Source organism: Nocardioides sp. NPDC059952 (assembly GCF_042730435.1).
Classification (GTDB): Bacteria; Actinomycetota; Actinomycetes; order Propionibacteriales; family Nocardioidaceae; genus Nocardioides.
On record NZ_JBHWLY010000017.1, the window covers coordinates 1 to 22,216 of the forward strand.

Sequence of the window (22,216 nt, forward strand, 5' to 3'; positions counted from 1 at the left end):
CGGCAGCCTGCGCGTCGCGCTGCACGCCGCCCGCCACGCGCTCGAGCCCGAGCTGGCGCCGCGGGCGGCATCCTCGTACCTGGTGGCCGCCGGGCCGATGCTCGCGCTCGACCCCGAGACCGTGTGGATCGACGTCGACCGGGCCGAGGAGGCGGGGCTGGCCGCGCTCGCGGCCACCGACCAGGCGACCGACGAGGTGGACGACGGCGCCGCCGCTCTCGCCCGGGCGCTGGCACTCTTCACCGGCGACCTGCTGCCCGAGGACCGCTACGAACCGTGGGTCGAGGAGCGGCGTGACCAGGTCGCCGAGCTGCGCGACCGGCTCCGGCTGCGCCTCGCGACGGTCCGGCTGGCCGCGGGCGAGTCGCGGGACGCGGTGGCACTGGCCGAGCAGGTCCTGGCCGGCAGCCCGGCCGACGAGTCCGCCCACCGGATCGTCATCGAGGCAGCGCTGCGCCAGGGGCTGCGGCGGCGCGCGGTCGCGCAGTATCACCGGTGCCGCAGGGCCATGGACGCCGAGCTCGGCGTACGTCCTGGCCCGGCGATCGAACGGCTGCATCGCGAGGCGCTCACCGAAGCGCCGGCCCGGGTCCCGGCCGCGCCCGGCCTGCCCGCGCCTGTGCAGGCGGCCATCGCCGCACCGTTGCGTGGTCGCGAGACGGTGCTGGGGCGGCTTGCCGCGCCGGGCAGACCGCCTGTCGTGCTGCTCACCGGCGAGGCCGGAGTGGGCAAGACGCGGCTGGCCGCCGAGGCCGCGGCGCGTGCGGCCGCGTCCGGGGCTGCTGTGCTGTGGGGCGTCGGGCGCGAGCCCGAAGGGGGAGCGCCCTACGGGATGTTCGCCGAGGCCCTGGACCGGTGGTTCGCCGGGTGCGACGGGGCCGAGCGAGCCGACGTCGGCGCCGAGTACCCGGAGCTGGCGGCGCTGCTGCCTTCTCTGGGACAGGTGCCGGCGGATGGCGAGCGCACACCTGAGGAAGAGCGGGACGGACTGTTCCGGGCCGGTGCGCTCGTGCTCGGCGCGCTTGCTGCCGAGCGGCCCGTGCTGGTCGTCCTCGATGACCTGCAGGCCGGCGACGCGGGTACGTTCCGGCTGCTCGGCCACCTGGCCCGCCACGCAGCCGATCGTGGGATCGATCTGGGCTTCCTGGCCACGTACCGCGCCGAGGAGCTCTCCGACGTCGACCCGCGCCGGAAGGTCATCGCGTCCTTGGTACGCCAGGGCCTGTGTGTCACCGAGTGGCTCGACGGGCTCGACGAGGAGGCGTGCGTGGCCATGGTGCGTGACGCGGTCCCGCCGGCCGAGCGGAACGACGACGCGCTCCGACGGGCGTGGCGGCTCTCTCGTGGGAACCCGCTCTTTGCGCTCGAGCTCGCCCGTGGATCCGACGGCGGCACCCAGGGGATCTCGGACTCGCGGGCGCCGGACGGCGTCGGGCAGGTGGTGGGCCTGCGGCTCGACCGGCTCGACGTGGACACCCGGCGGATCGTGGAGGCGATCGCCGTCGTCGGCGGGGAAGCGGCGCTCACCGAGCTGATGGACGTCGCCCGTCACGGTCTGGAGCCGCCGATCGCCGGCAGCTCCGTCGCCGACGCCGTGGAGCGCGCGATCGCCGCATCGCTCATCGAGGAGCGGCAGGTCGTGGTGTCCGGCCTCGGGGAGGACGGGCTGGCGTTCCGGCATCCCGTGGTGCGGCTGACCTGCTACGAGCGGCTCAGCGGGGTCCGCCGGCGACAGCTGCACGCCGCTGTCGCCGAGGCCGTGCTGCGCCGCCGCCCGGATGCGGTCGACACGCTCGCGGTCCACTTCGCCCGTGCAGACGACCCGCGGGCGGGCGAATACCTACGCCGCGCCGCCGAGCGCGCAGCTGCCCTCTACGCCAACGACGCCGCCGACCGCTACTACCGCGACCTGGTCAACCGGCTCGACGTCGACGCTGCCCGGGCACGGCTCGCGCACGGCCATGTGCTGTACCGGATGGGGCAGTTCGGTCGCGCGGCGGAGACGCTCCGCCTGGCGATCGACGAGCTCGGCCGGCGTGGCGAGGAGTCCGAGTGCGTGCTCGGGACCGCGCTCCTGGCGCAGACGCTCCTGCGGTTGGGCGAGGTCGCGGGAGCCGCCGAGGTGCTGCAGGCCCACCCGGCGCGTGCCGGGGTCGCGGCCGAGGCGGCGGCGAACCATGCGCTCGCCTGGTCCATCCTGCTCCGGTTGCAGGGGCGCTACGCCGAGGGATACGACGCCGCGCGGCGCGCCCTGAGCGCGGCGGAAGAGGTGCCCGGCGCGGCGCGGTACGGCCTCGTCGCCCGCGCCCACACCAGTCAGGCGACCAACCTCGGCCTGGCCGGCCGCTTCGCCGAGTCCCGTGAAGCCGCGGACCGAGCCCTCGCCCCGGCAGAGGCCTACGGAGAGCCGACCCTGCTCGGCGCCGTCCTGTCCACGCTCCGCGAGAACGCCCGGCGGCACGGGCGGCTGCGGCGCGCCGTCGAGTTCGGCGACCGCGCCCTCGAGCTCGCCCTGCGCTCCGGTGACCCGTCGTCGGCCGCGTTCGAGCGTGCCAACCTCTCCGAGATCCGGCTGCTGCTCGACGAGGGCGACGCGGCGCGGGACCTGGCCGAGCAGGCGGTGGCCGCCGCGGAGTGGGAGGAGACCTGGTGTCTGCCGTACGCGCTGGCGGCGCTGGCGGCGGTTCGCTCCGCAGCGGGCAGGCACGACGATGCCGCCGCGCTGCTGGCCCGTGCCGACGAAGCCGTCACCACGGCCGGTGACCTGCAGGCTCGCCAGGTGGTGCGAACGGCGCTCGCCGAGCATCACCTGGCCACGGGAGAACCGGACGCCGCGCTGGCGATCATGGCGGAGACCACGGACGGTCCCGTGCTCGTGGCGCGGGCACAGCTCGCTGCCGGGCGCATCGACGAGGCGTATCGCGTGGCAGCCGCCGAGGCCGACCGGGCTCACGGCGCCGGTGAACACCTCGACGAGGTCGACGCCACGGTGGTGCTCGCCCTGGCGACATCGTGCACCGGGCGCGACGCCGAGGCGGTGGATCTGCTGGACGCTGCCGAGCGGCTGGCCGTGGACCTGCCCTACCCGGCCGGCCTTCGACGGATCGTCGAGGCGCGGCAGGCTCTTGTCACCACGGGTTAATAACCGTTAACCTCGACCTCATGGCGGCAAACCTGCGGGAGCTCACCGACGAGCTGCGAGAGCGGCTCGAGCGCGTACGGCAAGGTGGGAGCGAACGCTCCCGACAACGGCACACCGACCGCGGGAAGCTGCTCCCGCGCGACCGGGTGGACGGGCTCCTCGACCCCGGGTCACCGTTCCTGGAGGTGGCTCCGCTGGCGGCGTACGGGATGTACGACGACGGCGACGAGTGGGCGGTGCCGTCCGCGGGGGTGATCGCCGGGATCGGTCTCGTCGCCGGCCGCAAGTGCATGGTCGTCGCGAACGACGCGACCGTGAAGGGCGGCACCTACTACCCGCTGACCGTCAAGAAGCACCTGCGGGCGCAGACGATCGCTGCGGAGAACAACCTCCCGTGCATCTACCTCGTCGACTCCGGGGGTGCGTTCCTGCCGAAGCAGGACGAGGTCTTCCCCGACCGCGAGCACTTCGGGCGGATCTTCTTCAACCAGGCCAACATGTCCGCGAAGGGCATCCCGCAGATCGCCTCGGTGATGGGTTCGTGCACCGCCGGTGGCGCCTACGTGCCGGCGATGAGCGACGAGACCGTGATCGTGCGCGACCAGGGCACGATCTTCCTCGGCGGGCCGCCGCTGGTGAAGGCTGCCACGGGTGAGGAGGTCACCGCGGAGGAGCTCGGTGGTGGGCTCGTTCACGCGTCGAAGTCGGGCGTCGTCGACCACCTGGCCGACGACGACAAGCACGCGCTCGAGATCGTCCGCGGGATCGTCTCGACCCTGCCGGAGCAGGAGACGCGGACGACGACGTACGACGAGCCGGTCGAGCCTCCCGAGACGCTCGCCGACGTGGTGCCCGCCGACACGAGAACCCCCTATGACGTACGCGAGGTGATCCGCCGCATCGTCGACGGCTCCCGCTTCCAGGAGTTCAAGCAGCTCTACGGCGAGACGCTGGTCTGCGGGTTCGCCCACATCGAGGGGCAGCCGGTCGGGATCGTCGCCAACAACGGCATCCTCTTCTCCGAGTCGGCGCTCAAGGGCGCTCACTTCGTCGAGCTGTGCAACCAGCGCGGCATCCCGCTGGTGTTCCTGCAGAACATCACCGGGTTCATGGTCGGCAAGGAGTACGAGAACAAGGGCATCGCCCGCGACGGCGCCAAGCTCGTCACCGCGGTCGCCTGCTCGGTGGTCCCGAAGTTCACCGTCGTCATCGGCGGGTCCTACGGCGCCGGCAACTACGGCATGTGCGGGCGTGCGTACGACCCGAGATTCCTGTGGATGTGGCCCAACGCGCGGATCTCGGTCATGGGCGGCGAGCAGGCCGCATCGGTGCTCGCGACGGTCGCCGGCAAGCCGGACGACGAGGAGTTCAAGGCGCCGATCCGGGACCAGTACGAGACCCAGGGCTCGCCCTACTACGCCACCGCGCGTCTGTGGGACGACGGGATCATCGACCCCGCCGACACCCGACGGGTGCTGGCGATGGGGCTCGCGGTGGCGGCGAACGCGCCGACGCCCGAGCCCCGCTACGGAATCTTCAGGATGTGACTGGGATGTTTGAGTCTGGGATGTTCGAGACCCCGATCTTCGAAAGCGTGCTGGTCGCCAACCGCGGCGAGATCGCGCGACGCGTCTTCCGCACCTGTCGTGAGCTGGGGATCAGGACGGTCGCGATCTACACCGCGCTCGACGCGGACGCGCCCCACGTACGCGACGCCGACGAGGCCGTCGAGGTCGCGTCCTACCTCGACGCCGACGCGGTGGTCGCGGCCGCCGCCGAGGCGGGTGCCGAGGCCGTCCACCCCGGCTACGGGTTCCTCTCCGAGCGGGCGGAGTTCGCGCGAGCGGTGGCGAAGGCGGGGCTGACCTGGGTCGGCCCGACGCCTGAGGTGATCGAGCAGATGGGCCGCAAGGACGCGGCCCGGGAGATCGCGGTCGCCGCCGGCGTACCCGTGGTTCCGCGGGGCGAGGACAGCCCCTACCCGTTGCTGGTGAAGGCCGCGGCGGGCGGCGGCGGCAAGGGCATGCGGATCGTCCGCTCGCCGGAGGAGCTCGACGAGGCCCGCGCGGCCGCGGCCCGCGAGGCGCTGAGCGCGTTCGGCGACGAGACCCTCCTGATCGAGAAGTACGTCGAGCGGGGCCGCCACATCGAGGTGCAGGTCTTCGGCGACACCCACGGCAACGTCATCCACCTCTTCGAGCGCGACTGCTCGGTCCAGCGCCGTCACCAGAAGGTGATCGAGGAGGCGCCCGCCCCGACGCTCACCGACGAGCAGCGGAACCTGGTCCTGACCAGCGCCGTCGCGCTCGCTCGCCAGGTCGACTACACCGGCGCCGGGACGGTCGAGTTCCTCCTCGACGAGGCGTCCGGCGAGGCCTACTTCCTGGAGATGAACACCCGTCTCCAGGTCGAGCACCCGGTCACCGAGGAGGCGGTCCGCATCGACGGTGCCGCCGCCGATCTCGTCGCTCTCCAGCTCCGGGTCGCCGCCGGTGAGCCGCTGGGCATCGCTCAGGACGACGTACGCATCGACGGCCACGCCATCGAGGTCCGGGTCTACGCGGAGGACGCCTTCGAGGGCTTCCTTCCCCAGGCCGGCCGGACGAGCATCGTGCGCTGGCCCGAGACCGCTCGCGTCGAGCATGCCTTGGAGAGCGAGCAGGTGGTGAGCACCGCCTACGACCCGATGCTCGCCAAGGTCATCGTCCGCGGCGCCGACCGCGAGGAGGCCCGGTCCGCGATGGTCAAGGCGCTCGACGCGACCGCCGTCCTCGGGCTGACCACCAACACCGGCTTCCTGCGCGTGCTGGCCGCCTCGGACGCCTTCCGCGATGCGGAGATCGACACCGCCTGGCTCGACCGCAACGAGGTCGCCGCGCCTGATCCCGACGTTCCGCGGACCCTCGTCGCCTGGGTCAGCGCGATGCTGTCGGCGTCGTCGGACACCACGACGCCGTTCCGTGCCGACGGCTGGCGTCTCGCCGGATCACCGGCGCCGACCCTCGTCGACCTGGACCGCCGCGTCACCGTCGACCGCCCCTCCGGCCGCGTCGCCGGCGATGTCGCCAGTCACCTCGTCCGGCAGCTCAGTGCGGCCGACCACGTCCTCGTGGCTGTCGTCGACGGCGTACGTCACCGGGCAGTGATCAACGTCCAGCCCGGCCTCGCCGAGATCGTCCACCAGGGCCACCGGTTCGACCTCTCCCCGCCCGACCGCGTCGCCGGCGCCGCCGCCCACCACAGCGACGGAGCCGTCGAGGCCAAGATGCCCGGCACCGTCATCGACGTACGCGTCCAGGTCGGCGACACCGTCGACGAGGGCCAGGTCCTCGGCGTCATGGAGGCGATGAAGATGGAGGTCTCCCTCAAGGCGCCCTTCGCCGGCACCGTGACCGTGGTCGGTGTCGGCGCCGGCTCCCAGGTGCCGCTCGGGGCGGAGCTGTTCGTGGTGGAGGCCTGAAGTACCTGCCGTTCAGGTGACCGAAAAGGCAGGACGTCGGAGGCGGCCTCGGTCATAGTTTCCGGTGCCCTCAAGGGCATCGGACAAAGGGAGACCAGATGAAGACATTGAGAGCGCTTGCGGGAGTGCTGGCCGTTCTGCTCGCGGTTTGTGGCATAGGGATCGCGGGAGGTGTATCCCCGGCCGCGGCGTTGGGCGGTCCCTACAGCATCAGCGGCACAGCGACCGACGATGCGGGCAACCCTGTCGCTGGCGTCGAGGTGGGCGTCTACTACATGCATGAAGAGCTGGTCGGATCGGTCACGACTGCCGGTGATGGGACCTACAGTGTTGACGGGCTCACGGCGGGCGAGTACTACGACGTGCGTTTCAGCTTCAACGACCCGTACCTCTATGCAGACCAGGCCATCAAGAGCGTCCAGGTCGTAGAAGGCGCGGGAGCGGTTGCTGATGTTCTCGTGCACGTCGGTGGCCAGATCACAGGGACGGTCCGGGGTTCCGATGGCCAGCCAGTCGGGTCTGCCATTGTCACCGCCCGTCGAGCCGATGGTGCAGGCAGAGGTCACCAGGTGACCGCGGATGTAAGTGGTGCATACGCCCTCCGAGGTCTCCCTGCGGGTAACTATCGACTTGAGTTCGTCAGCTATTCAGGGCATCTGAGCGAGTGGTACAACGACAAGGCTTCCTTCGAGGCTGCCGACGACATTGCCGTGAGCGCGCGAGAGACCAGCTCTGCCGACACCGAGTTGACGATGGGCGCACACGCGACCGGGATCGTGACTCGCTACGACAACAGCCCGTATCCCGGCGTCTACCTCGAGATCGTGTGGTCCGGTCCGGACGGCCCTGAGACCTACACCACGACTCGGACCGACGAGGATGGCCGCTACGCAACGCGGTCGCTCGATCCCGGGTACTACACGATCTTCGCGCTGCCCAGAGACGGCGTCCACGAGTCTGCTCGGGCTGACTTCACCGTGACCGAGGGCACCGGGGAGATCGTGCGTGACTTGCATCTGACCATCCCGAGTCTGGGCAACATCTCACTCCCGACGATCGAGGGCGGCCGCTCGTACGTCGGAGACACGCTCACCGCTACCACGGGCGAATGGATCGACGATGACATCACCTACGCCTTCCAGTGGCTACGTGACGGCGAACCGATCGACGGCGCGACTGAGGCGACCTATGTTGCTGCTGAAGCCGATGCGAATCACAATGTCCAGGTCCGTGTGACAGCGAGCAAGGATGGTTATCTCGATGGAGTAGCCGAGTCCGATGCCGTCGCGGTGACCTACGGCTCGCTGATCTGCTTGGAGAACGCCACGATCGTTGGCGAGCGAAAGGTCGGCGAAACTCTCGAAGTCGTTCCTGGAATTTGGAACACGAGTACAGAAGGAATGACCTTCACCTACCAGTGGCTCGTCAATGGTGAACCCATCGATGGCGCCACTGGAAGGACGCTGGACGTACATGCTGGGTACTTGGGCGAATCTCTGGGAGTAGAGATCCACGCGTTCAAGCCCAACTGGGGGCCGGGGTTCGGCATCGCGACCGGAACCGCGCCGATTGTGCCTGGTGACCTCGACCTGAAGCCGACGATCGCCGGAGACGTACGCATCGGCAACACGCTCACCGCGTCGGTCGACGTCCCGGACGGGGCCGAGGTGAGCTACTCATGGCAGGTCCGCTCGCCCGCGGCCGAGCCGAGCTCGGACGCGTTCAAGGAGGTCGGCACGGGAGCGAACTTCACGCTGGCTGACCGCTACAAGAACTACGCGCTGCGGTTGGTGGTGACGGCCTCCGCGGCCGGCTACCACGACGCGAGCGCGACGGTCGATGTCAGCGAGCAGCTTCGCTAGCTGACGTCAGATGGTGCCCGGGGCGCGCTCGGCCCCGGGCACCTACACTTTCAACGGATAGGAGCCGACCATGACCGACCTCCCCGCAGTCGTACGCCACGACGACCTGCCCAGCAGGATCACGATCTACGAGGTCGGTGCGCGTGACGGCTTGCAGAACGAGCAGACGGCGATCGACACCGGCGTCAAGGCGGACCTGATCATGCGGCTGCTCGACGCCGGGCTGAGCCCGGTGGAGGCGACGAGTTTCGTGCACCCGAAGTGGGTGCCGCAGCTGGCCGACGCGAAGCAGCTCATGGAGGAGCTGGTCGACCGTCTCGGTGACAGGGCGCGCGAGCTCCCCGTGCTCGTTCCCAACGAGAAGGGTCTCGACCGTGCCCTCGAGCTGGGGCTGCGGCACATCGCGATCTTCGGCAGCGCGACGGAGACGTTCGCCAACAAGAACCTCAACCAGACCTTCGACGGTCAGTGGGCGATGTTCGAGCCGACCATGAACCGCGCGAAGGCGGCCGGGATGACGGTCCGCGGTTACCTCAGCATGTGCTTCGGCGACCCCTGGGAGGGGCAGGTCGAGATCGCGAAGGTGGTCGAGGCGGGCAAGCGGCTCCTGGATCTCGGTGCCGACGAGCTCAGCCTCGGGGACACGATCGGAGTCGCGACGGCCGGTCACGTGAAGGCCCTGATCGGAGCGTTCGAGGAAGAAGGCGTCACGACCGACCGGCTCGCGCTGCACTTCCACGACACCTACGGCCAGGCCCTGGCCAACACCCTCGCCGGCCTCCAGTCCGGTGTGACCACCTACGACGCCAGCGCCGGCGGTCTGGGCGGTTGTCCGTACGCCAAGAGCGCGACCGGCAATCTGGCCACCGAGGACCTGCTCTGGATGCTCGACGGCCTGGGGATCGAGCACGGTGTCGATCTCGGCAAGGTCGCCGACACGAGTCGTTGGCTCGCCGACCACCTCGGCCGGCCGAGCCCCTCGGCCGTCGTACGTGCCTTGCGCTCCTAGCTGGAGACACGCCCTAGACTGCACTCAAGAGTGACGGCCGGGTGACAAAAGACGGACCGCCGCGACAATCTCTACTAACTTGGTGCAGAATAGCGGGATCATGGCGCGCAAAGTCTTCCTCCACGTCGGCGCTCCGAAGACGGGCACGACGTACCTCCAGGACAGGTTGTTCCACAACCGGGTGTCCCTGGAGAAGCATGGCGTCTTCTATCCGGTCGGTGGCCAGCCCGACTTCTTCCGGCCGGCGCTCGACCTGATCGACCGCCCGTGGGGCGGGATGAGGAAGACCGTCCACGGCGAGTGGGACACGCTCGTCAAGCGGGTGCGCCGCCACGAGTCCGAGACGATCCTGATCAGCCACCACCTCTTCGCCGGCGCCCGGCCCGACCGGGTCGAGAAGGCGATGACCGACCTCGGTGAGGGCGGGCGCACCGAGGTGCACATCGTCTACACCGCCCGCGACATCGCGCGCGTGCTGGCCGCGGAGTGGCAGGACCAGGTGCAGCGCGAGCGCAAGGTCACCTTCGCGCGCTACCTCGAGCGGATGCAGACCGCGAAGCAGTCCCGCTCGGCCGCCTGGTTCTGGCGTACGCACGGCCTGCCCGACGTGCTCAGCCGGTGGGGTCGCAACCTCCCGCCGGAGCGCGTCCACCTCGTCACCGTGCCGCACGACGGGGCGCCGAGCGAGGTGCTCTGGCGCCGGTTCTGCGAGGTCGTCGGGATCGAGGAGTCCTGGACCCCGATCGACAGCGACCGTCACAACCAGTCGCTCGGCCGGGCCGAGGCGACGCTGCTGCGCCGGCTCAACGCGCGGCTCGAGGCGGAGGAGCTCCCTCGCGAGGACTACCGCCACCTGGTCACCGACGTGATCGCCAAGCGCACCCTCGCCCACCGCGACGGCCGCGAGCGGGTCACCCTGCCGCCGTACGCCTTCGACTGGGCCGACCAGGTCGCCGAGTCCTGGATCGAGTGGGCCGAGCTGGCCAAGGTCGACATCGCCGGCGAGCTCGACGACCTCCACCCGCAGCGTCCCGGTGCCGACGTCGAGTGGATCGATCCGGACGCGCCGCGCACCAAGGACGTCGCCGACGCGGCGATCGACGCCCTGGTCGCGGTCGTCGTCGAGGCCGCACGCACCGACCCGCCCCAGCGCCCGGTCGCCTCCCGCGCCGCCGGCCTCATGCGGCGGGTCAAGGGGCGACGCTCCTGATGCCAGCTGCACCCACCAGGGGTTGGGGTTGGGCCGCGCACCTGCGCGAGGGCGGTACGACTCCTTGGACATCCTGGTCCGAGACCGCCACGCCCCTCACGACCAACCACCTGCCGGGTGCCGAGATGCTCGAGCTGCTGCGGCGGCTCAACGAGACCGGCCCGTCGGAACCGCACCGGGTCGACGCGCTGCTGCGCACCAGCCCGCCCGGCCGCGGCCGCCGCGACCTGCCGCTGCTCGGGGACACCGGGACGAGGACGTACGGCCCGCTGCCGGTCGATCCGGCGACGCTGTCGGCGCGCGAGCTGCTGAGAGCGGCGAGCGTGCTGCTCGCCGAGGACCTGCTCGCCACCGTGGAGACCGTGCCCCGTCCGCGCTCGCGACGGTGGCCGCGCCGACCCAGGAAGTCGGATCCCGACCAGCAGAAGCTCCCCTATCGCCTGGTCGGTTCGCCGTGGCTCACGCTGCCCATCCGCGAGGAGCTGGAGCGGCGGGGAAGGCTGCCCGGCGGCGATGGCTACACCGTCTACGTCCTCGGCGGCCCGTTGGACGAGGTCGCCGCCGGTGCGTGGAGGTTCCGCACCTTCACCAACCGGGTCAACCCCTGGCACATCTGGATCCGCGACGCACAGTGGCGCGGTTGGCTCGGTCCCCGTGCCGACCTGCCCAGGATCGCCCGCTGGTGGGCCGCACGGGTCGGGAAGGACCGCGTCGAGATCGTCACCGATCCCGCCCTGCTGCCCGGCCTGCTCGGCGTGGACAGCCTGCCCGGCCCCTGGCCGATCTCGGCCGAGAGCAACGAGGTCGCTCGCGTGATCGGGCAGGTTCTCAGCGTACGAACCGATCTCGAGACCCAGCGGAAGCTGCTGATGGGCCAGCTGCGACCACGCCTGGAGAAGCTCGAGACGCTCGTTCCGGGCGCCCGAGAGATCGGCGTCCCTTCGCAAAGTTTGGAATGGGTCGAAACACAGGCGCGGGCCCAACGTGATGCATTGGTGGAAGCCGGATACGCTCTCCACGGAGACCCTGACCGGCTGCTCCCCTCGGGGGCGGCGACGCAGGGTCCCGACGAGCGCCGGGCGCTGGCGCTCGCGTTGTCATTGCTGGCGGGGCGTTCCTAGAGGAGTAGAACGTTGGAGACTGGGCGGCGCGTGCTGCTTCATGTCGGCACCCCGAAGACGGGCACGTCCTATCTTCAAGACGTCCTCTTCCACAACCGGGAGTCCCTGGCCGGGCAGGGAGTCCATTACTTCGCCGATCGCTTCGACGCCCACTTCCTGGCGGCCCTCGACCTGATGGACCTGCCCTGGGGCGGCATCGAGGAGGAGGCGACCGGCGCCTGGGACACGCTCGCGGAGCAGGTGCGCTCCGTCGAGAACGGCACCGTGATCATCTCCCACGAGATCCTGGCGAGCGCGTCCTGGCAGCAGGCCAAGCACGCGCTGGACTCGCTGGGCGGCGACTCCGAGATCCACATCATGCTCTCCGCGCGCGACCTGGCCCGGCAGATCCCGGCCGAGTGGCAGGAGAACGTCAAGCACCGCTCGGTCGTGACCTACGCCGAGTTCCTCGAGGAGATCCGCGACCCGGCCCGCGAGGGGCGGATCGGATCGTGGTTCTGGGGCGTCCAGGAGCTGCCCGACATCCTCGACAGGTGGACCCAGGGCATCGCGCCCGAGCGCGTCCACCTGATCACCGTCCCGCCGCCGGGGTCGTCCTCGTCGCTGCTGTGGGAGCGATTCTCCACGGCCTTCGGCCTCGACGACCTGACCATCGACTTCGACGGGATCGACCGCGGCAACCCGTCCCTCGGCGTACCCGAGGCGGCGCTGCTCCGCGAGGTCAACCTGGCGGTCGTGCCGGTGCTCGAGCCGGCCGACTACCGGCCTTTCGTGCGCGAGTTCCTGGCCCACCGCACGCTGGCCAAGCGCCGCGACTCCGCGCGCCTGGCGCTCTCCCCCTCGATCCTGCCGTGGGTCGAGTCGCTCTCCGAGAGCTGGGTCAAGGCGCTGTCGGGACGTGGCTACGACGTGGTCGGTGGGCTGGAGGAGCTGCTGGTGCCGGCCGACCTGGCGGACAAGCCGTTCATCGACCCGGACACCATCTCCTCGCGCGAGGTGCTCGACGCCGGCGTCGCCACCATCGACGCGCTGCTCCAGGAGGCCATCCGGCTGCGCAAGTCCGAGGCACGGCTCGAGGACGAGGTCGGTGAGCTGCGCGCCGAGCTGGAGCACACCCGGTCGCTGGTGCCGAAGCAGCGTGCCCGCGAAGGTCTCGAGCGTCGCTGGTGGGGCCGCGCGGTCCTGAAGGTCTACCGCCTCGTTCGGCGCTAGAGGATCGCCTCGAGCCGTCCCGCGGCGCGGGAACGGTCGATGACGTGGACCCGGTCCCAGGAGCCGTCGGCGTCACCGAAGGTCGCCGCCGTCAGGAGCCGCGGCTGGTCGTCGGTCCAGCGGTGCCAGTGACGCTCGAAGGACTCCGTGCGGACCATCCGTCCGCGCTCGTGCTGGCCGTCGAGCGCCGCGACGCGCGGCACGTCGATCATGACCAGCGACGTACGCCAGCCCCGGGCGCGGGCGATCCGCCCGAGCAGCTCGCGCCGACCGGGCCGGGTGGCCGGGTCGTGGACGAGGAGGGTGTGGCCACCGGCGGTGGGGCCGAGCAGGACCAGGACCAGGGTCGCGATCGCGTGCCACAGATGCACCAGCGGCCGGTAGAGGCGGTAGGGCACCTCCGGCAGCCGTGCCGCGAGCCAGCGCCCCGGGGACTCCGGGTCGAGAGTGCGTACGTCAGGACGCCGGTCGGCCACGTCGCGGATCAGCGTGCTCTTGCCGGCGCCGGGTACGCCGCCCAGGAGGAGCAGGTGAGGTCTCACCTCGACCCCGGCAACGCGGGCTGGGCTGATCGGGGCGCACGTCGTGTCGACGGTCATCTGCTGCTCCTCCCAAGCGGACACCAACAGTGTGGAGTTCCGTGCTCAGAGGAACGTAGGACGGACCTGTGAAGTTCCTGTGAGCCGGGCTCAGGGGTTCTCGGGGTGGCGCGGCAGCAGCTCACGCGAGGCGTAGCGACCGATCTGGTAGGTCATCCACCCATCGGCCCCGCCACCGACGACACCGCCGACCAGCGGAATCCGCTTGGCGGCCATGGAGATCATGCCCCTGCCGGTGACCCGGCTGAGCAGTTCCTGGGCCACTTCCGAGGCGACGATGGCGTCGATCGCGCGGTCGTAGGTCGGCGCGGTCGCGATGGCCATCGGCGGAGCGGGGATCTTCTTCGCCTTGATCTGCTTGCCGACCTTCTCCTCGCTCAGGAGGGTGAGCAGGATGCCGTTGCGCACCCGAGGATCGGTCAGGTCGTAGCCGCGGAGATGCGCGATCACGGCCACCATGCGGCACTGGATGATGGCCATCCCGGTGATGTTGGCCGGGAGCGTGATCGCCTGGGTGACCACACCGCCGATGTTGGTCGCGAAGCCACCGACACCGGCCAGCCGCACGTGGTTGTCGATGACCTGCTTCACCGCGAGCTCGACGTCGTTGCCGTGCTCCTTGAGGTGCTTCTCGGCGGCCGCGGCGGCTGCTGGGAGCGGTCCGACCCCGACGATCGCGTGGTGCAGCGCTTGCCGGACCACGGTGGTGGTCACGCCAGGAGCGGACTGGATGACCTTGGGCGCGAGCCGGCCGGCCGCACTGGTGAGCACTGCCTTGGGACCGATCATGAGGCAAATCCTAAGTGTGTGGTGGTTGGCGCCGCACGGGACGATAACGTTTCGTCGTGGCGAATCTTCGGGGACCGATCGAACCCGAGCCCTCGCCGTGGGCCTTTGCCGACCTCCGGGAACCGGGTGCGGGCCATGGCGGGGCTGAGCTGGACGATCTGGTGGGCATGGGTGCGGACGTCGCGCCCGGGACACTCCTGGCTGCGTACCGGCACGGGATCTTCCCGATGCCTGGGGAGTCCCCGCGCGATCCGATGATGTGGTTCTCGCCGGTCCGGCGCGGCGTACTTCCGCTGGACGGGCTCGTCGTCTCGCGGTCGTTGCGCCGGTCGGTGCGGGACTTCGAGATCAGGATCGACACCAGCTTCGACGAGGTGATGGCCTCGTGCGCCGACCCGCGCCGGCCCCACGGCTGGATCGACAAGCGGATCCGCCGGGCGTACGGGAACCTGCACGAGCTGGGCTGGGCACACTCGGTCGAGGCCTGGCAGGACGACCGCCTGGTCGGTGGGCTCTACGGGGTCGCCATCGGCGGTCTCTTCGCCGGTGAGTCGATGTTCCACCGGGTCCGCGACGCGTCCAAGGTCGCCCTCGTCGGGCTGGTCTCGGCGCTGCGCGAGGCGGGCTCGAGCGACCAGCGGATCCTGGACGTGCAGTGGCGCACCGATCATCTCGGTTCGCTGGGTGTCGTCGAGGTCGGTCGCAACGACTACCTCGACCGCCTGGAGAAGGCGCTCAGGCTGCCGCTCCCGGAGGCGTTCGGCGGACCGTCGGCCCGGTCTTAGGGGGCAGTCCTAGAGGACGTACGCCTCAGCGCCGGTCTCGCTGACCATCGGCCGTCCGGCGGCGGCCCAGTCGAGCATCCCGCCGGCGAGGTTGACGACCTCGAAGCCCTGCTGGGCGAGGTAGTTGACCGCCTGGGCGCTGCGTCCGCCGACCTTGCAGACCACCAGGGTCTGGCCCTCGGGAAGGTCGCCGAGACGCGCCGGAAGCTCCTGGAGGGGGATGTGCGTCGCGCCCTCGATGTGGCCTGCGGCCCACTCGTCGTCCTCGCGGACGTCCAGGACGGCCACGGGCAGGGGATCGGGCACGCCGGCGATCTCGACGGTGGGGATGGTCACCGGTCAAGCCTACTTGAGAAGCCGGGACATCCGCCGATCGGCGAGCGGCTTCCCGCCGGTCTGACAGGTCGGGCAGTACTGCAGGCTCGAGTCGGCGAAACTGACCTCGAGGACCGTGTCTCCGCAGGCCGGACACTTCTTGCCGGCCTTGCCGTGCACGGCGAGGTTGGTCTTCTTCTCGCCCTTGAGCTCGCTCATCGCCAGCCCGGAGTCGCGCTGGACGGCCTCCTCGAGCGTCGTTCGCAGCGCGGCGTAGAGGTTCTCGGACTCCTCCTCGGTCATCTCGGCGGGTTTGAAGGGCGACATCTTCGCCGCCCACAGGATCTCGTCGGAGTAGGCGTTGCCGATGCCCGCGATGATCGACTGCATCCGCAGCACGCCCTTGATCTGCTTACGGCCCTGACCTGCGAGGATCTCGCGGAACCTGGCCAGCGTGAAGTCGTCGGCGAGGGGGTCGGGGCCGAGCGAGGCGACGCCGGGGACGTCCTGCGGGTCGTGGACGACGTAGAGCGCGAGGCGCTTCTTGGTGCCGCCCTCGGTGATGTCCAGCCCGGTGCCGTCGTCGAGCACGATCCGGATCGCGAGCCCCGACTTCGACCCCGGGCGGGGTGGCGCCGCCGGGATCTCGTCGCGCCACCTGATCCAGCCGCCGCGGGCCAGGTGCAGCAGCAGATGGATGCCGCTGGCCTCGATGTCGATGAACTTGCCGTGGCGGGTCACGTTGTCGACGAGCGTGCCCTCGACCGCGGTCAGCGGCGGATCGTACGTCTTCAGGGCGCTGAACTGCGGGACGTGCACCTTCGTGATCGCACGACCGTCGAGGCGCCCGCGCAGATCCTCGGCGAGCGCTTCCACCTCGGGGAGTTCCGGCATGTTCGCGAGTCTAGGTCTTCAAGGTTGCACCGGGGGAGAGAATGGCGCTATCATCGAACACACGTTCGAGACTAGCGATCGATCGGGCTGTCTGCGCCTTTCTAGGATTGATCCTAGAAAGATGAATAGAGACCTACGCTCGTGAAAGATGTGGCTCGCTAGCGAAATCTAAGACGCGTCCTAGAGATGTGGATATCGTCTGATCATGGACCCGATCCGCAATCCGTACGCTCCCGGCGCCGGTCAGCGGCCCCCTGAGCTCGCTGGTCGCAACGAGCAGCTCGGGCAGTTCGACGTGGTGCTGGAGCGGGTGGCGCGCGGTCGCCCAGAGCGGTCGCTGGTCCTCACCGGGCTCCGTGGGGTCGGCAAGACCGTCCTGCTCAACACGCTGCGGTCCGCGGCAGTCCGCAAGGGGTGGGGCACCGGGAAGATGGAGGCGCGCCCCGACCAGTCGTTGCGCCGGCCGCTGTCGAGCGCCCTGCACCAGGCGGTGCGAGAGCTCGGTCATCCGAGCTCCGACGACGTCGACCATGTGCTCGGCGTCATCCGCTCCTTCGCCCAGCGAGAGGCCGGTCCCAACGCCAAGCTGCGCGAGCAGTGGTCACCCGGCATCGAGGCGCCGGCGGTGCGGGGCCGGGCCGACTCCGGTGACATAGAGATCGACCTGGTCGAGCTGCTCACCGACGTCGGCGGGCTCGCTGCCGACGTCGGCAAGGGCGTCGGCGTCTTCATCGACGAGATGCAGGACCTCGGCCCCGACGACGTCTCGGCGATGTGCGCGGCCTGCCACGAGATCAGCCAGTCGGGACTGCCGGTGATCGTCGTCGGTGCCGGCCTGCCCCATCTGCCGGCGGTGCTCTCGGCGAGCAAGTCCTACTCCGAGCGGCTCTTCTCCTACCAGCGCATCGACCGTCTGCAGCGTGACGCCGCCGACCGCGCACTCGCCGCCCCCGCCGGCGAGGAGGAGGCCGAGTTCGAGCCCGCCGCCCTGGCGGAGATGTACGCCGCCACCGGCGGTTACCCCTACTTCATCCAGGCCTACGGCAAGACCGTGTGGGACCAGGCACCGCGCTCGCCGATCACCCTGGAGGATGTGAAGGTCGCGGCCCCCGAGGCCGAGCGCGAGCTGGCGGTCGGCTTCTTCGGCTCGCGCTACGAGCGCGCCACCCCCGCGGAGCGGGACTACCTGCGGGCGATGGCCGACGCCGCCGTCGAGCTCGGTGCCGACGACATCGGCACCGTCGCCACCGCGGACGTCGCCGCCTTCCTCAACAAGAAGCCGCAGTCGCTCTCCCCGGCGCGCGACGCGCTGATGAAGAAGGGACTGATCTACTCCGGCGAACGCGGCCGGATCGCGTTCACCGTCCCCCACTTCGGTCGCTACCTGCGCCAGCAGGGCTGAGGGACCACCGTCCCCGCGTACGGGCAGTTCGACCCTCACCGGCGCGACGGCGGTGCCTCTAGCGTCGTGAGCAGGCGCAGTCGTGGGGACGCGCGGCGGAAGGTGGGATCGCCGATGACGATCGTCTGGTTCATCATCTGGCTCATCGCGAACAACGTGGGGGCCGACGAGCCGCTCCTGTTCGACCCGGTCAACGTCTGGACCGGCACGCTGATCCTGGCGATCGCGCTGGACCTCGCCGGCTCGCACGCGGCGACGGTCTCGTCGAGGCGCGACCAGTGAGCCCTGCGGGTGCCGGCGTGATCGCCCCGGTGCCCGCGTGGCGACGTACGGTCGGGGTCGTCTCCGCGCTGACCTGCGCCGCCGCCACGGTCGGATCGGTCCAGCTGCTCACCGGCACCTTCGCCCCGCCGGTCAGCGACCTGGAGGCACTGGGTCTGGAGTCGTGGGCGCTGCCCGCGCTGTGGCTGGCCGGAACCGTCGCGGTTCCCTGCGCGGCTACGGCCGTCCTGGCATGGCGGCGATCGCGGCGGATGGGTGCCGCGTCGGTCGCGGCCGGGTCTCTGCTCCTCGTCGAGCTTGCGGTCCAGCTGCCCTTCGTAGGCCTCGATCCGTTGCAAGGTGTCATGGCGGTCGTCGCGGGCTCGTTGGTGTGCCTGGGCTGGTCGAGCGCCCGCCGGGCGCAGGACCAATGACCGGCCGGTGCGGACCTTCTCCCCTGCGACCGTTCCAGCGTCTCGTCGGATGCTCGAAGGAGACGGAAGGAGACGGTGATGGCACATCCTGTGGTGCACTTCGAGATCGCCGGGCCGGACGGGAAGGGGCTCGTCGAGTTCTACCGCGACCTGTTCGGCTGGGATATCAAGGAGTCCGGGCCCGACTACTGGCTGGTGGCGCCCCCGGATGGCGGCATCGGAGGCGGCGTCATGCAGACCCGCGACGAGATGCCCTCCTACCTCACGGTGTACGCCTCGACCGACGACCTCGAGGGCAGCCTCCGTCGCGTCGGCGAGCTGGGCGGCGAGACCGTCGTACCGCCCACCGAGATCCCCGACGTCGGGTTCTTCGCGATGTTCCGCGACCCCGGCGGCAACGTCATCGGACTGTTCCGTGAGTGACCCGGCGGGGCGGCCGCGCGAGGCGGGCCCCATGACGAGCGAGCGACCTGAGGAGCCCCGTCCGACCCGGAGCCGCTGGACGGCCGGGCGGGTCATCGCCGTCGTGGCCGGCAGCGTCCTCCTGGTGATCTCGTTCGGCTTCATCGCCGGCGGAGCTGCGCTCACGGTGGCCTCGATCCTGCGCGACTCCGACGGCTATCTGATGACCGACGTGGTGGCGATCTCCACTCCTGGTCACGCGATCACCTCCGAGTCGATCTCCGTCGAGACCGGCCCCGGGGTGGATGTCCCCGAGCGACTGATCGGGGATACGAGGCTGGTCGTCACCTCGGCCGACGAGCGGCCGCTCTTCGTGGGCATCGGGCGGTCCGAGGACATCGCCGCGTACCTCGACGGTGTCCGGCACTCGACGATCGACGGCTTCGACGGCCGGACCCCGACGTACGACACGGCGTCCGGAGCCGCCCCGGCGACCCTCCCCGCGGACGCTGGGATCTGGGTCGCCTCGACGACCGGCACCGGGCCCCGGACCCTCACCTGGGACGTCGAGTCGGGTGAGTGGACCATCGTGGTGATGAACGCCGACGGCAGTGCCCCGGTGACCGCCGTCGCAGCCGTCGGGGCGACCGTTCCGGCGCTGGGCACCGCGATCGGTGTGCTGCTCGGCGTCGGTGGCGTACTCCTGCTGGTGGCACTCGCTCTGCTGATCGGTGGGCTGCTGTCGGCGAGCCGGGCGGAGCCCGCTAGCGATAGGCAGCCTGTCCGGTCAGCGCCTGGCCGATGATCAGCTGGTGCACCTCGCTGGTGCCCTCGTAGGTGAGCACCGACTCGAGGTTGTTGGCGTGGCGCATGATCGGGAACTCCAGCGTGATGCCGGCGGCGCCGAGGATGGTGCGGCACTCCCGCGCGATCGCGATCGCCTCGCGGACGTTGTTGAGCTTGCCGAGCGAGATCTGCTCCGGCCGTAGCAGTCCCTCGTCCTTGAGCCGGCCGAGCTGGACGGCGAGCAGCATGCCCTTGCCGAGCTCGAGGGTCATGTCGGCGAGCTTGGTCTGGGTGATCTGGTACGCCGAGAGCGGCTTGTCGAAGATGTCGCGGCCGGCCGCGTAGTCGATCGCCGTCTCGAGGCAGTCGCGGGCAGCACCCAGCGCGCCGAAGACGATGCCGAAGCGGGCCTCGTTGAGGCAGGAGAGCGGACCCCTCAGGCCCCTGACCTCCGGGAAGGCGGCGGAGGCGGGGAGGCGTACGTCGTCGAGCACCAGCTCGCTGGTCACCGAAGCACGCAGCGAGAGCTTGTGCTTGATCGCGGGCGCGGAGAAACCGGGGGTGTCGGTGGGGACGACGAAGCCGCGGACGCCCTTGCCGTCGTCGCCCTCGTCGGTCTGGGCCCAGACCACGGCGACGTCGGCGACGGAGCCGTTGGTGATCCACATCTTGTTGCCGGTCAGGATCCAGTCGCCGCCGGCGTCGCGGCGGGCGCGGGTGCGCATGCCGGCGGGGTTGGAGCCGAAGTCGGGCTCGGTGAGCCCGAAGCAGCCGATCGCCTCCCCGGCGGCCATCCGCGGCAGCCACTCCTGCTTCTGCTCCTCGCTGCCCCACTTCCAGATGGCGTACATCGCCAGGGAGCCCTGGACCGAGACCAGCGAGCGCAGCCCGGAGTCTCCGGCCTCGAGCTCGAGACAGGCCAGGCCGTACGCCGTCGCGGAGGTCCCGGCGCAGCCGTAGCCCTCCAGGTGCATGCCGAGGACGCCGAGGCTGCCGAGCTCCTTGGCCAGCTCCTTGGCGGGGATCTGGCCGGTCTCGTACCAGTCGGCGACATGGGGTTTCACCGATTTGTCGACATAGGCGCGGACGGTGTCGCGGATGGCACGGTCCTCCTCGGTGAGGAGGTGGTCGATCGAGAACAGGTCGAACGGGGTCTGGGCCATGACAGGCCCTCCTTTCGGGGTCAGACGAACGCGTTGATGCCGGTCTCGGCGCGGCCGATGAGGAGCTTCTGGATCTGGCTGGTGCCCTCGTAGAGGGTCATGACGCGGGCGTCGCGCATGTATTTCTGGACGGGGTACTCGTCGACGTACCCGTAGCCGCCGAAGGCCTGGATCGCCAGGTTCGCCGCCTTGACCGCGGCCTCGGAGGCGAACAGCTTGGCCTTGCAGGCCTCGGTGCCGAAGGGTTCGCCGGCCTCGATGAGCGCGGCGGCACGCCAGGTGAGCAGCCGCGCGGCATCGGCGTCGACCGAGATCTCCGCGATCATGTCCTGGATCAGCTGGTAGGAGGCGATCGGCTTGCCGAACTGGCGGCGCTGGGTCGTGTAGTCGACCACCGCCTCCAGGCAGCCCTGGATGATCCCGGTGCAGCCGGCGCCGACCGAGACCCGGCCCTTGTCGAGCGAGGTCATCGCGAACTTGAAGCCGTCCCCCTCGGCACCGACGATCGCGTCCGCCGGGACGCGTACGTCGTCGAAGCTCAGCTCGGCGGTCGCCTGGCCGCGCAGGCCGAGCTTGCCGTGGATCTCGGTGCGCCCGAAGCCGGGAGCGTCGGTGGGCACGAGGAACGCCGAGATGCCCCGGGCGCCTTCGCCTCCGGTGCGGGCGAAGACCATGCACACGTCTGCCCAGGTGCCGTTGGTGATGAAGATCTTCGACCCGTTGATGACCCAGTCGCTGCCGTCGCGTACGGCCCGGGTCTTCAGGCCCGAGGGGTCGGAGCCGTTGTCGGGCTCGGTGAGACCGAAGCAGCCCAGCTGGGCGCCGGTCGCGATGCCCGGGAGCCACTGCTGCTTCTGCTCCTCCGAGCCGTGGTCGAGCAGGACCTTGCCGAAGAGCCCCATCGAGACCGACACGATGCCGCGGATCGAGGAGTCGGCGCGGCCGAGCTCCTCCATGCCGAGGCAGTAGGTGATGTAGTCGCCGCCGACGCCGCCGTACTCCTCCGGGATGGTGAGGCCGAAGAAGCCGAGCTCGCCGAGCTTGGGGACGATCGCGAGGTCGACGGCCTCGCGGCGGTCCCACTCGGCGCGGTACGGCACGACCTCCTTGTCGAGGAAGTCCCGCGCCATCTTCTTGAACGCCAGCTGCTCCTCGGTGAGCGTGAGATCCATCAGTCCTGTCCCTTCAGGTCGGCGGTGCCGGTGCGGTTGCCCGCCTCGTCGTAGGTGTAGAAGCCGCGGCCGCTCTTGCGGCCGAGGTGGCCCTGATCGACCAGCCGGGTGACGGTCGCGGAGGGTGCGTCGGCCGGGTCGCCGGTCTCCTCGAAGCGGGCGCTCTTGGTGGCCGATGTCGATGCCGGTGAGGTCCAT

General features: G+C 70.4%; 20 protein-coding genes and 1 pseudogene. 14 read left to right on the forward strand and 7 right to left on the reverse strand.

Going from position 1 to position 22,216, the window contains the following annotated elements; genetic code table 11:
- From ACFV9G_RS10220 to ACFV9G_RS10255, 8 genes are all read left to right on the forward strand, one after another.
- A partial coding sequence (locus tag ACFV9G_RS10220; RefSeq protein ID WP_378727335.1) for an ATP-binding protein occupies positions 1-3,142 on the forward strand: 3,142 nt, incomplete at its 5' end.
- Positions 3,143-3,162: 20 nt separating this feature from the next.
- Positions 3,163-4,689 (forward strand): carboxyl transferase domain-containing protein, encoded by a 1,527-nt coding sequence (locus ACFV9G_RS10225; protein WP_378727336.1) that lies wholly within the window; start codon positions 3,163-3,165, stop codon positions 4,687-4,689.
- Positions 4,690-4,694: 5 nt separating this feature from the next.
- Entirely contained in the window at positions 4,695-6,602 is a 1,908-nt protein-coding gene (locus ACFV9G_RS10230) for an acetyl/propionyl/methylcrotonyl-CoA carboxylase subunit alpha (RefSeq protein WP_378727337.1), read from the forward strand.
- 98 nt (positions 6,603-6,700) lie between these two features.
- Positions 6,701-8,464 (forward strand): carboxypeptidase regulatory-like domain-containing protein, encoded by a 1,764-nt coding sequence (locus ACFV9G_RS10235; RefSeq protein ID WP_378727338.1) that lies wholly within the window; start codon positions 6,701-6,703, stop codon positions 8,462-8,464.
- 70 nt (positions 8,465-8,534) lie between these two features.
- Positions 8,535-9,473 carry a hydroxymethylglutaryl-CoA lyase gene (locus tag ACFV9G_RS10240; RefSeq protein ID WP_378727339.1) on the forward strand — a complete coding sequence of 313 codons (939 nt, stop codon included), beginning with the start codon at positions 8,535-8,537 and terminating at the stop codon, positions 9,471-9,473.
- A 100-nt stretch (positions 9,474-9,573) separates the two neighbouring features.
- Positions 9,574-10,683 carry a hypothetical protein gene (locus tag ACFV9G_RS10245; protein WP_378727340.1) on the forward strand — a complete coding sequence of 370 codons (1,110 nt, stop codon included), beginning with the start codon at positions 9,574-9,576 and terminating at the stop codon, positions 10,681-10,683.
- Complete coding sequence (locus ACFV9G_RS10250) at positions 10,683-11,804, forward strand: hypothetical protein (protein WP_378727341.1); 1,122 nt, start codon at positions 10,683-10,685, stop codon at positions 11,802-11,804. The genes ACFV9G_RS10245 and ACFV9G_RS10250 overlap by 1 nt, the downstream gene beginning before the upstream one ends.
- 12 nt (positions 11,805-11,816) lie before the next feature.
- Positions 11,817-13,016: a hypothetical protein gene (locus ACFV9G_RS10255; protein WP_378727342.1), complete on the forward strand. Its 1,200-nt coding sequence runs from the start codon at positions 11,817-11,819 to the stop codon at positions 13,014-13,016.
- On the opposite strand, the gene ACFV9G_RS10260 is transcribed toward ACFV9G_RS10255, so the two are convergent.
- Both ACFV9G_RS10260 and ACFV9G_RS10265 read right to left on the reverse strand, forming a co-directional pair.
- Positions 13,013-13,615 carry an AAA family ATPase gene (locus ACFV9G_RS10260; RefSeq protein WP_378727343.1) on the reverse strand — a complete coding sequence of 201 codons (603 nt, stop codon included), beginning with the start codon at positions 13,613-13,615 and terminating at the stop codon, positions 13,013-13,015. The genes ACFV9G_RS10255 and ACFV9G_RS10260 overlap by 4 nt on opposite strands.
- Before the next feature lie 90 nt (positions 13,616-13,705).
- Positions 13,706-14,404, reverse strand: coding sequence for an EcsC family protein (locus ACFV9G_RS10265; protein WP_378727344.1), 699 nt, complete (start codon positions 14,402-14,404; stop codon positions 13,706-13,708).
- Between the two features lie 56 nt (positions 14,405-14,460).
- Here ACFV9G_RS10265 and aat point away from each other — a divergent pair, with 56 nt between their 5' ends.
- Complete coding sequence (aat, locus tag ACFV9G_RS10270) at positions 14,461-15,189, forward strand: leucyl/phenylalanyl-tRNA--protein transferase (RefSeq protein ID WP_378727345.1); 729 nt, start codon at positions 14,461-14,463, stop codon at positions 15,187-15,189.
- A 9-nt stretch (positions 15,190-15,198) separates the two neighbouring features.
- On the opposite strand, the gene ACFV9G_RS10275 is transcribed toward aat, so the two are convergent.
- On the reverse strand, positions 15,199-15,525 hold the full coding sequence (locus ACFV9G_RS10275; protein WP_091043669.1) for a rhodanese-like domain-containing protein: 327 nt from the start codon (positions 15,523-15,525) through the stop codon (positions 15,199-15,201).
- 9 nt (positions 15,526-15,534) lie between these two features.
- A complete protein-coding gene (locus ACFV9G_RS10280) occupies positions 15,535-16,398 on the reverse strand; it encodes an Fpg/Nei family DNA glycosylase (RefSeq protein WP_378727346.1) in 864 nt (287 codons plus the stop codon).
- A 205-nt stretch (positions 16,399-16,603) separates the two neighbouring features.
- On the opposite strand from ACFV9G_RS10280, the gene ACFV9G_RS10285 reads away from it, so the two are divergent.
- The 5 genes from ACFV9G_RS10285 to ACFV9G_RS10305 all read left to right on the forward strand — a co-directional run bounded on the left by ACFV9G_RS10285 (position 16,604) and on the right by ACFV9G_RS10305 (position 19,702).
- Positions 16,604-17,800 carry an AAA family ATPase gene (locus tag ACFV9G_RS10285; protein WP_378727347.1) on the forward strand — a complete coding sequence of 399 codons (1,197 nt, stop codon included), beginning with the start codon at positions 16,604-16,606 and terminating at the stop codon, positions 17,798-17,800.
- 114 nt (positions 17,801-17,914) lie between these two features.
- The gene (locus ACFV9G_RS10290; protein ID WP_378727348.1) at positions 17,915-18,082 is read left to right on the forward strand and encodes a hypothetical protein; all 168 of its coding nucleotides are present in this window, start codon (positions 17,915-17,917) and stop codon (positions 18,080-18,082) included.
- Entirely contained in the window at positions 18,079-18,495 is a 417-nt protein-coding gene (locus ACFV9G_RS10295; protein ID WP_378727350.1) for a hypothetical protein, read from the forward strand. The genes ACFV9G_RS10290 and ACFV9G_RS10295 overlap by 4 nt, the downstream gene beginning before the upstream one ends.
- Before the next feature lie 78 nt (positions 18,496-18,573).
- On the forward strand, positions 18,574-18,918 hold the full coding sequence (locus ACFV9G_RS10300; RefSeq protein ID WP_378727351.1) for a VOC family protein: 345 nt from the start codon (positions 18,574-18,576) through the stop codon (positions 18,916-18,918).
- Between the two features lie 31 nt (positions 18,919-18,949).
- Positions 18,950-19,702: a hypothetical protein gene (locus tag ACFV9G_RS10305; protein WP_378727352.1), complete on the forward strand. Its 753-nt coding sequence runs from the start codon at positions 18,950-18,952 to the stop codon at positions 19,700-19,702.
- On the opposite strand, the gene ACFV9G_RS10310 is transcribed toward ACFV9G_RS10305, so the two are convergent.
- The 3 genes and pseudogenes from ACFV9G_RS10310 to ACFV9G_RS10320 all read right to left on the reverse strand — a co-directional run.
- Positions 19,662-20,846 carry an acyl-CoA dehydrogenase family protein gene (locus tag ACFV9G_RS10310; protein WP_378727353.1) on the reverse strand — a complete coding sequence of 395 codons (1,185 nt, stop codon included), beginning with the start codon at positions 20,844-20,846 and terminating at the stop codon, positions 19,662-19,664. The genes ACFV9G_RS10305 and ACFV9G_RS10310 overlap by 41 nt on opposite strands.
- A gap of 20 nt (positions 20,847-20,866) precedes the next feature.
- Positions 20,867-22,018: an acyl-CoA dehydrogenase family protein gene (locus ACFV9G_RS10315; RefSeq protein WP_378727422.1), complete on the reverse strand. Its 1,152-nt coding sequence runs from the start codon at positions 22,016-22,018 to the stop codon at positions 20,867-20,869.
- A pseudogene (locus ACFV9G_RS10320) lies at positions 22,018-22,128 on the reverse strand (hypothetical protein); the annotation flags it as partial. The pseudogene ACFV9G_RS10320 and the gene ACFV9G_RS10315, both read right to left, overlap by 1 nt.
- Positions 22,129-22,216: the final 88 nt, after the last annotated feature.

Bases quoted from the DNA above. Each gene is read 5' to 3' on its own strand.
- ACFV9G_RS10225 (WP_378727336.1), top strand. From the start codon at position 3,163: ATGGCGGCAAACCTGCGGGAGCTCACCGACGAGCTGCGAGAGCGGCTC.
- ACFV9G_RS10230 (WP_378727337.1), top strand. From the start codon at position 4,695: ATGTTTGAGTCTGGGATGTTCGAGACCCCGATCTTCGAAAGCGTGCTG.
- ACFV9G_RS10235 (WP_378727338.1), top strand. From the start codon at position 6,701: ATGAAGACATTGAGAGCGCTTGCGGGAGTGCTGGCCGTTCTGCTCGCG.
- ACFV9G_RS10240 (WP_378727339.1), top strand. From the start codon at position 8,535: ATGACCGACCTCCCCGCAGTCGTACGCCACGACGACCTGCCCAGCAGG.
- ACFV9G_RS10245 (WP_378727340.1), top strand. From the start codon at position 9,574: ATGGCGCGCAAAGTCTTCCTCCACGTCGGCGCTCCGAAGACGGGCACG.
- ACFV9G_RS10250 (WP_378727341.1), top strand. From the start codon at position 10,683: ATGCCAGCTGCACCCACCAGGGGTTGGGGTTGGGCCGCGCACCTGCGC.
- ACFV9G_RS10260 (WP_378727343.1), bottom strand. From the start codon at position 13,615: ATGACCGTCGACACGACGTGCGCCCCGATCAGCCCAGCCCGCGTTGCC.
- ACFV9G_RS10265 (WP_378727344.1), bottom strand. From the start codon at position 14,404: ATGATCGGTCCCAAGGCAGTGCTCACCAGTGCGGCCGGCCGGCTCGCG.
- ACFV9G_RS10280 (WP_378727346.1), bottom strand. From the start codon at position 16,398: ATGCCGGAACTCCCCGAGGTGGAAGCGCTCGCCGAGGATCTGCGCGGG.
- ACFV9G_RS10285 (WP_378727347.1), top strand. From the start codon at position 16,604: ATGGACCCGATCCGCAATCCGTACGCTCCCGGCGCCGGTCAGCGGCCC.
- ACFV9G_RS10290 (WP_378727348.1), top strand. From the start codon at position 17,915: ATGACGATCGTCTGGTTCATCATCTGGCTCATCGCGAACAACGTGGGG.
- ACFV9G_RS10300 (WP_378727351.1), top strand. From the start codon at position 18,574: ATGGCACATCCTGTGGTGCACTTCGAGATCGCCGGGCCGGACGGGAAG.
- ACFV9G_RS10305 (WP_378727352.1), top strand. From the start codon at position 18,950: ATGACGAGCGAGCGACCTGAGGAGCCCCGTCCGACCCGGAGCCGCTGG.
- ACFV9G_RS10310 (WP_378727353.1), bottom strand. From the start codon at position 20,846: ATGGCCCAGACCCCGTTCGACCTGTTCTCGATCGACCACCTCCTCACC.
- ACFV9G_RS10315 (WP_378727422.1), bottom strand. From the start codon at position 22,018: ATGGATCTCACGCTCACCGAGGAGCAGCTGGCGTTCAAGAAGATGGCG.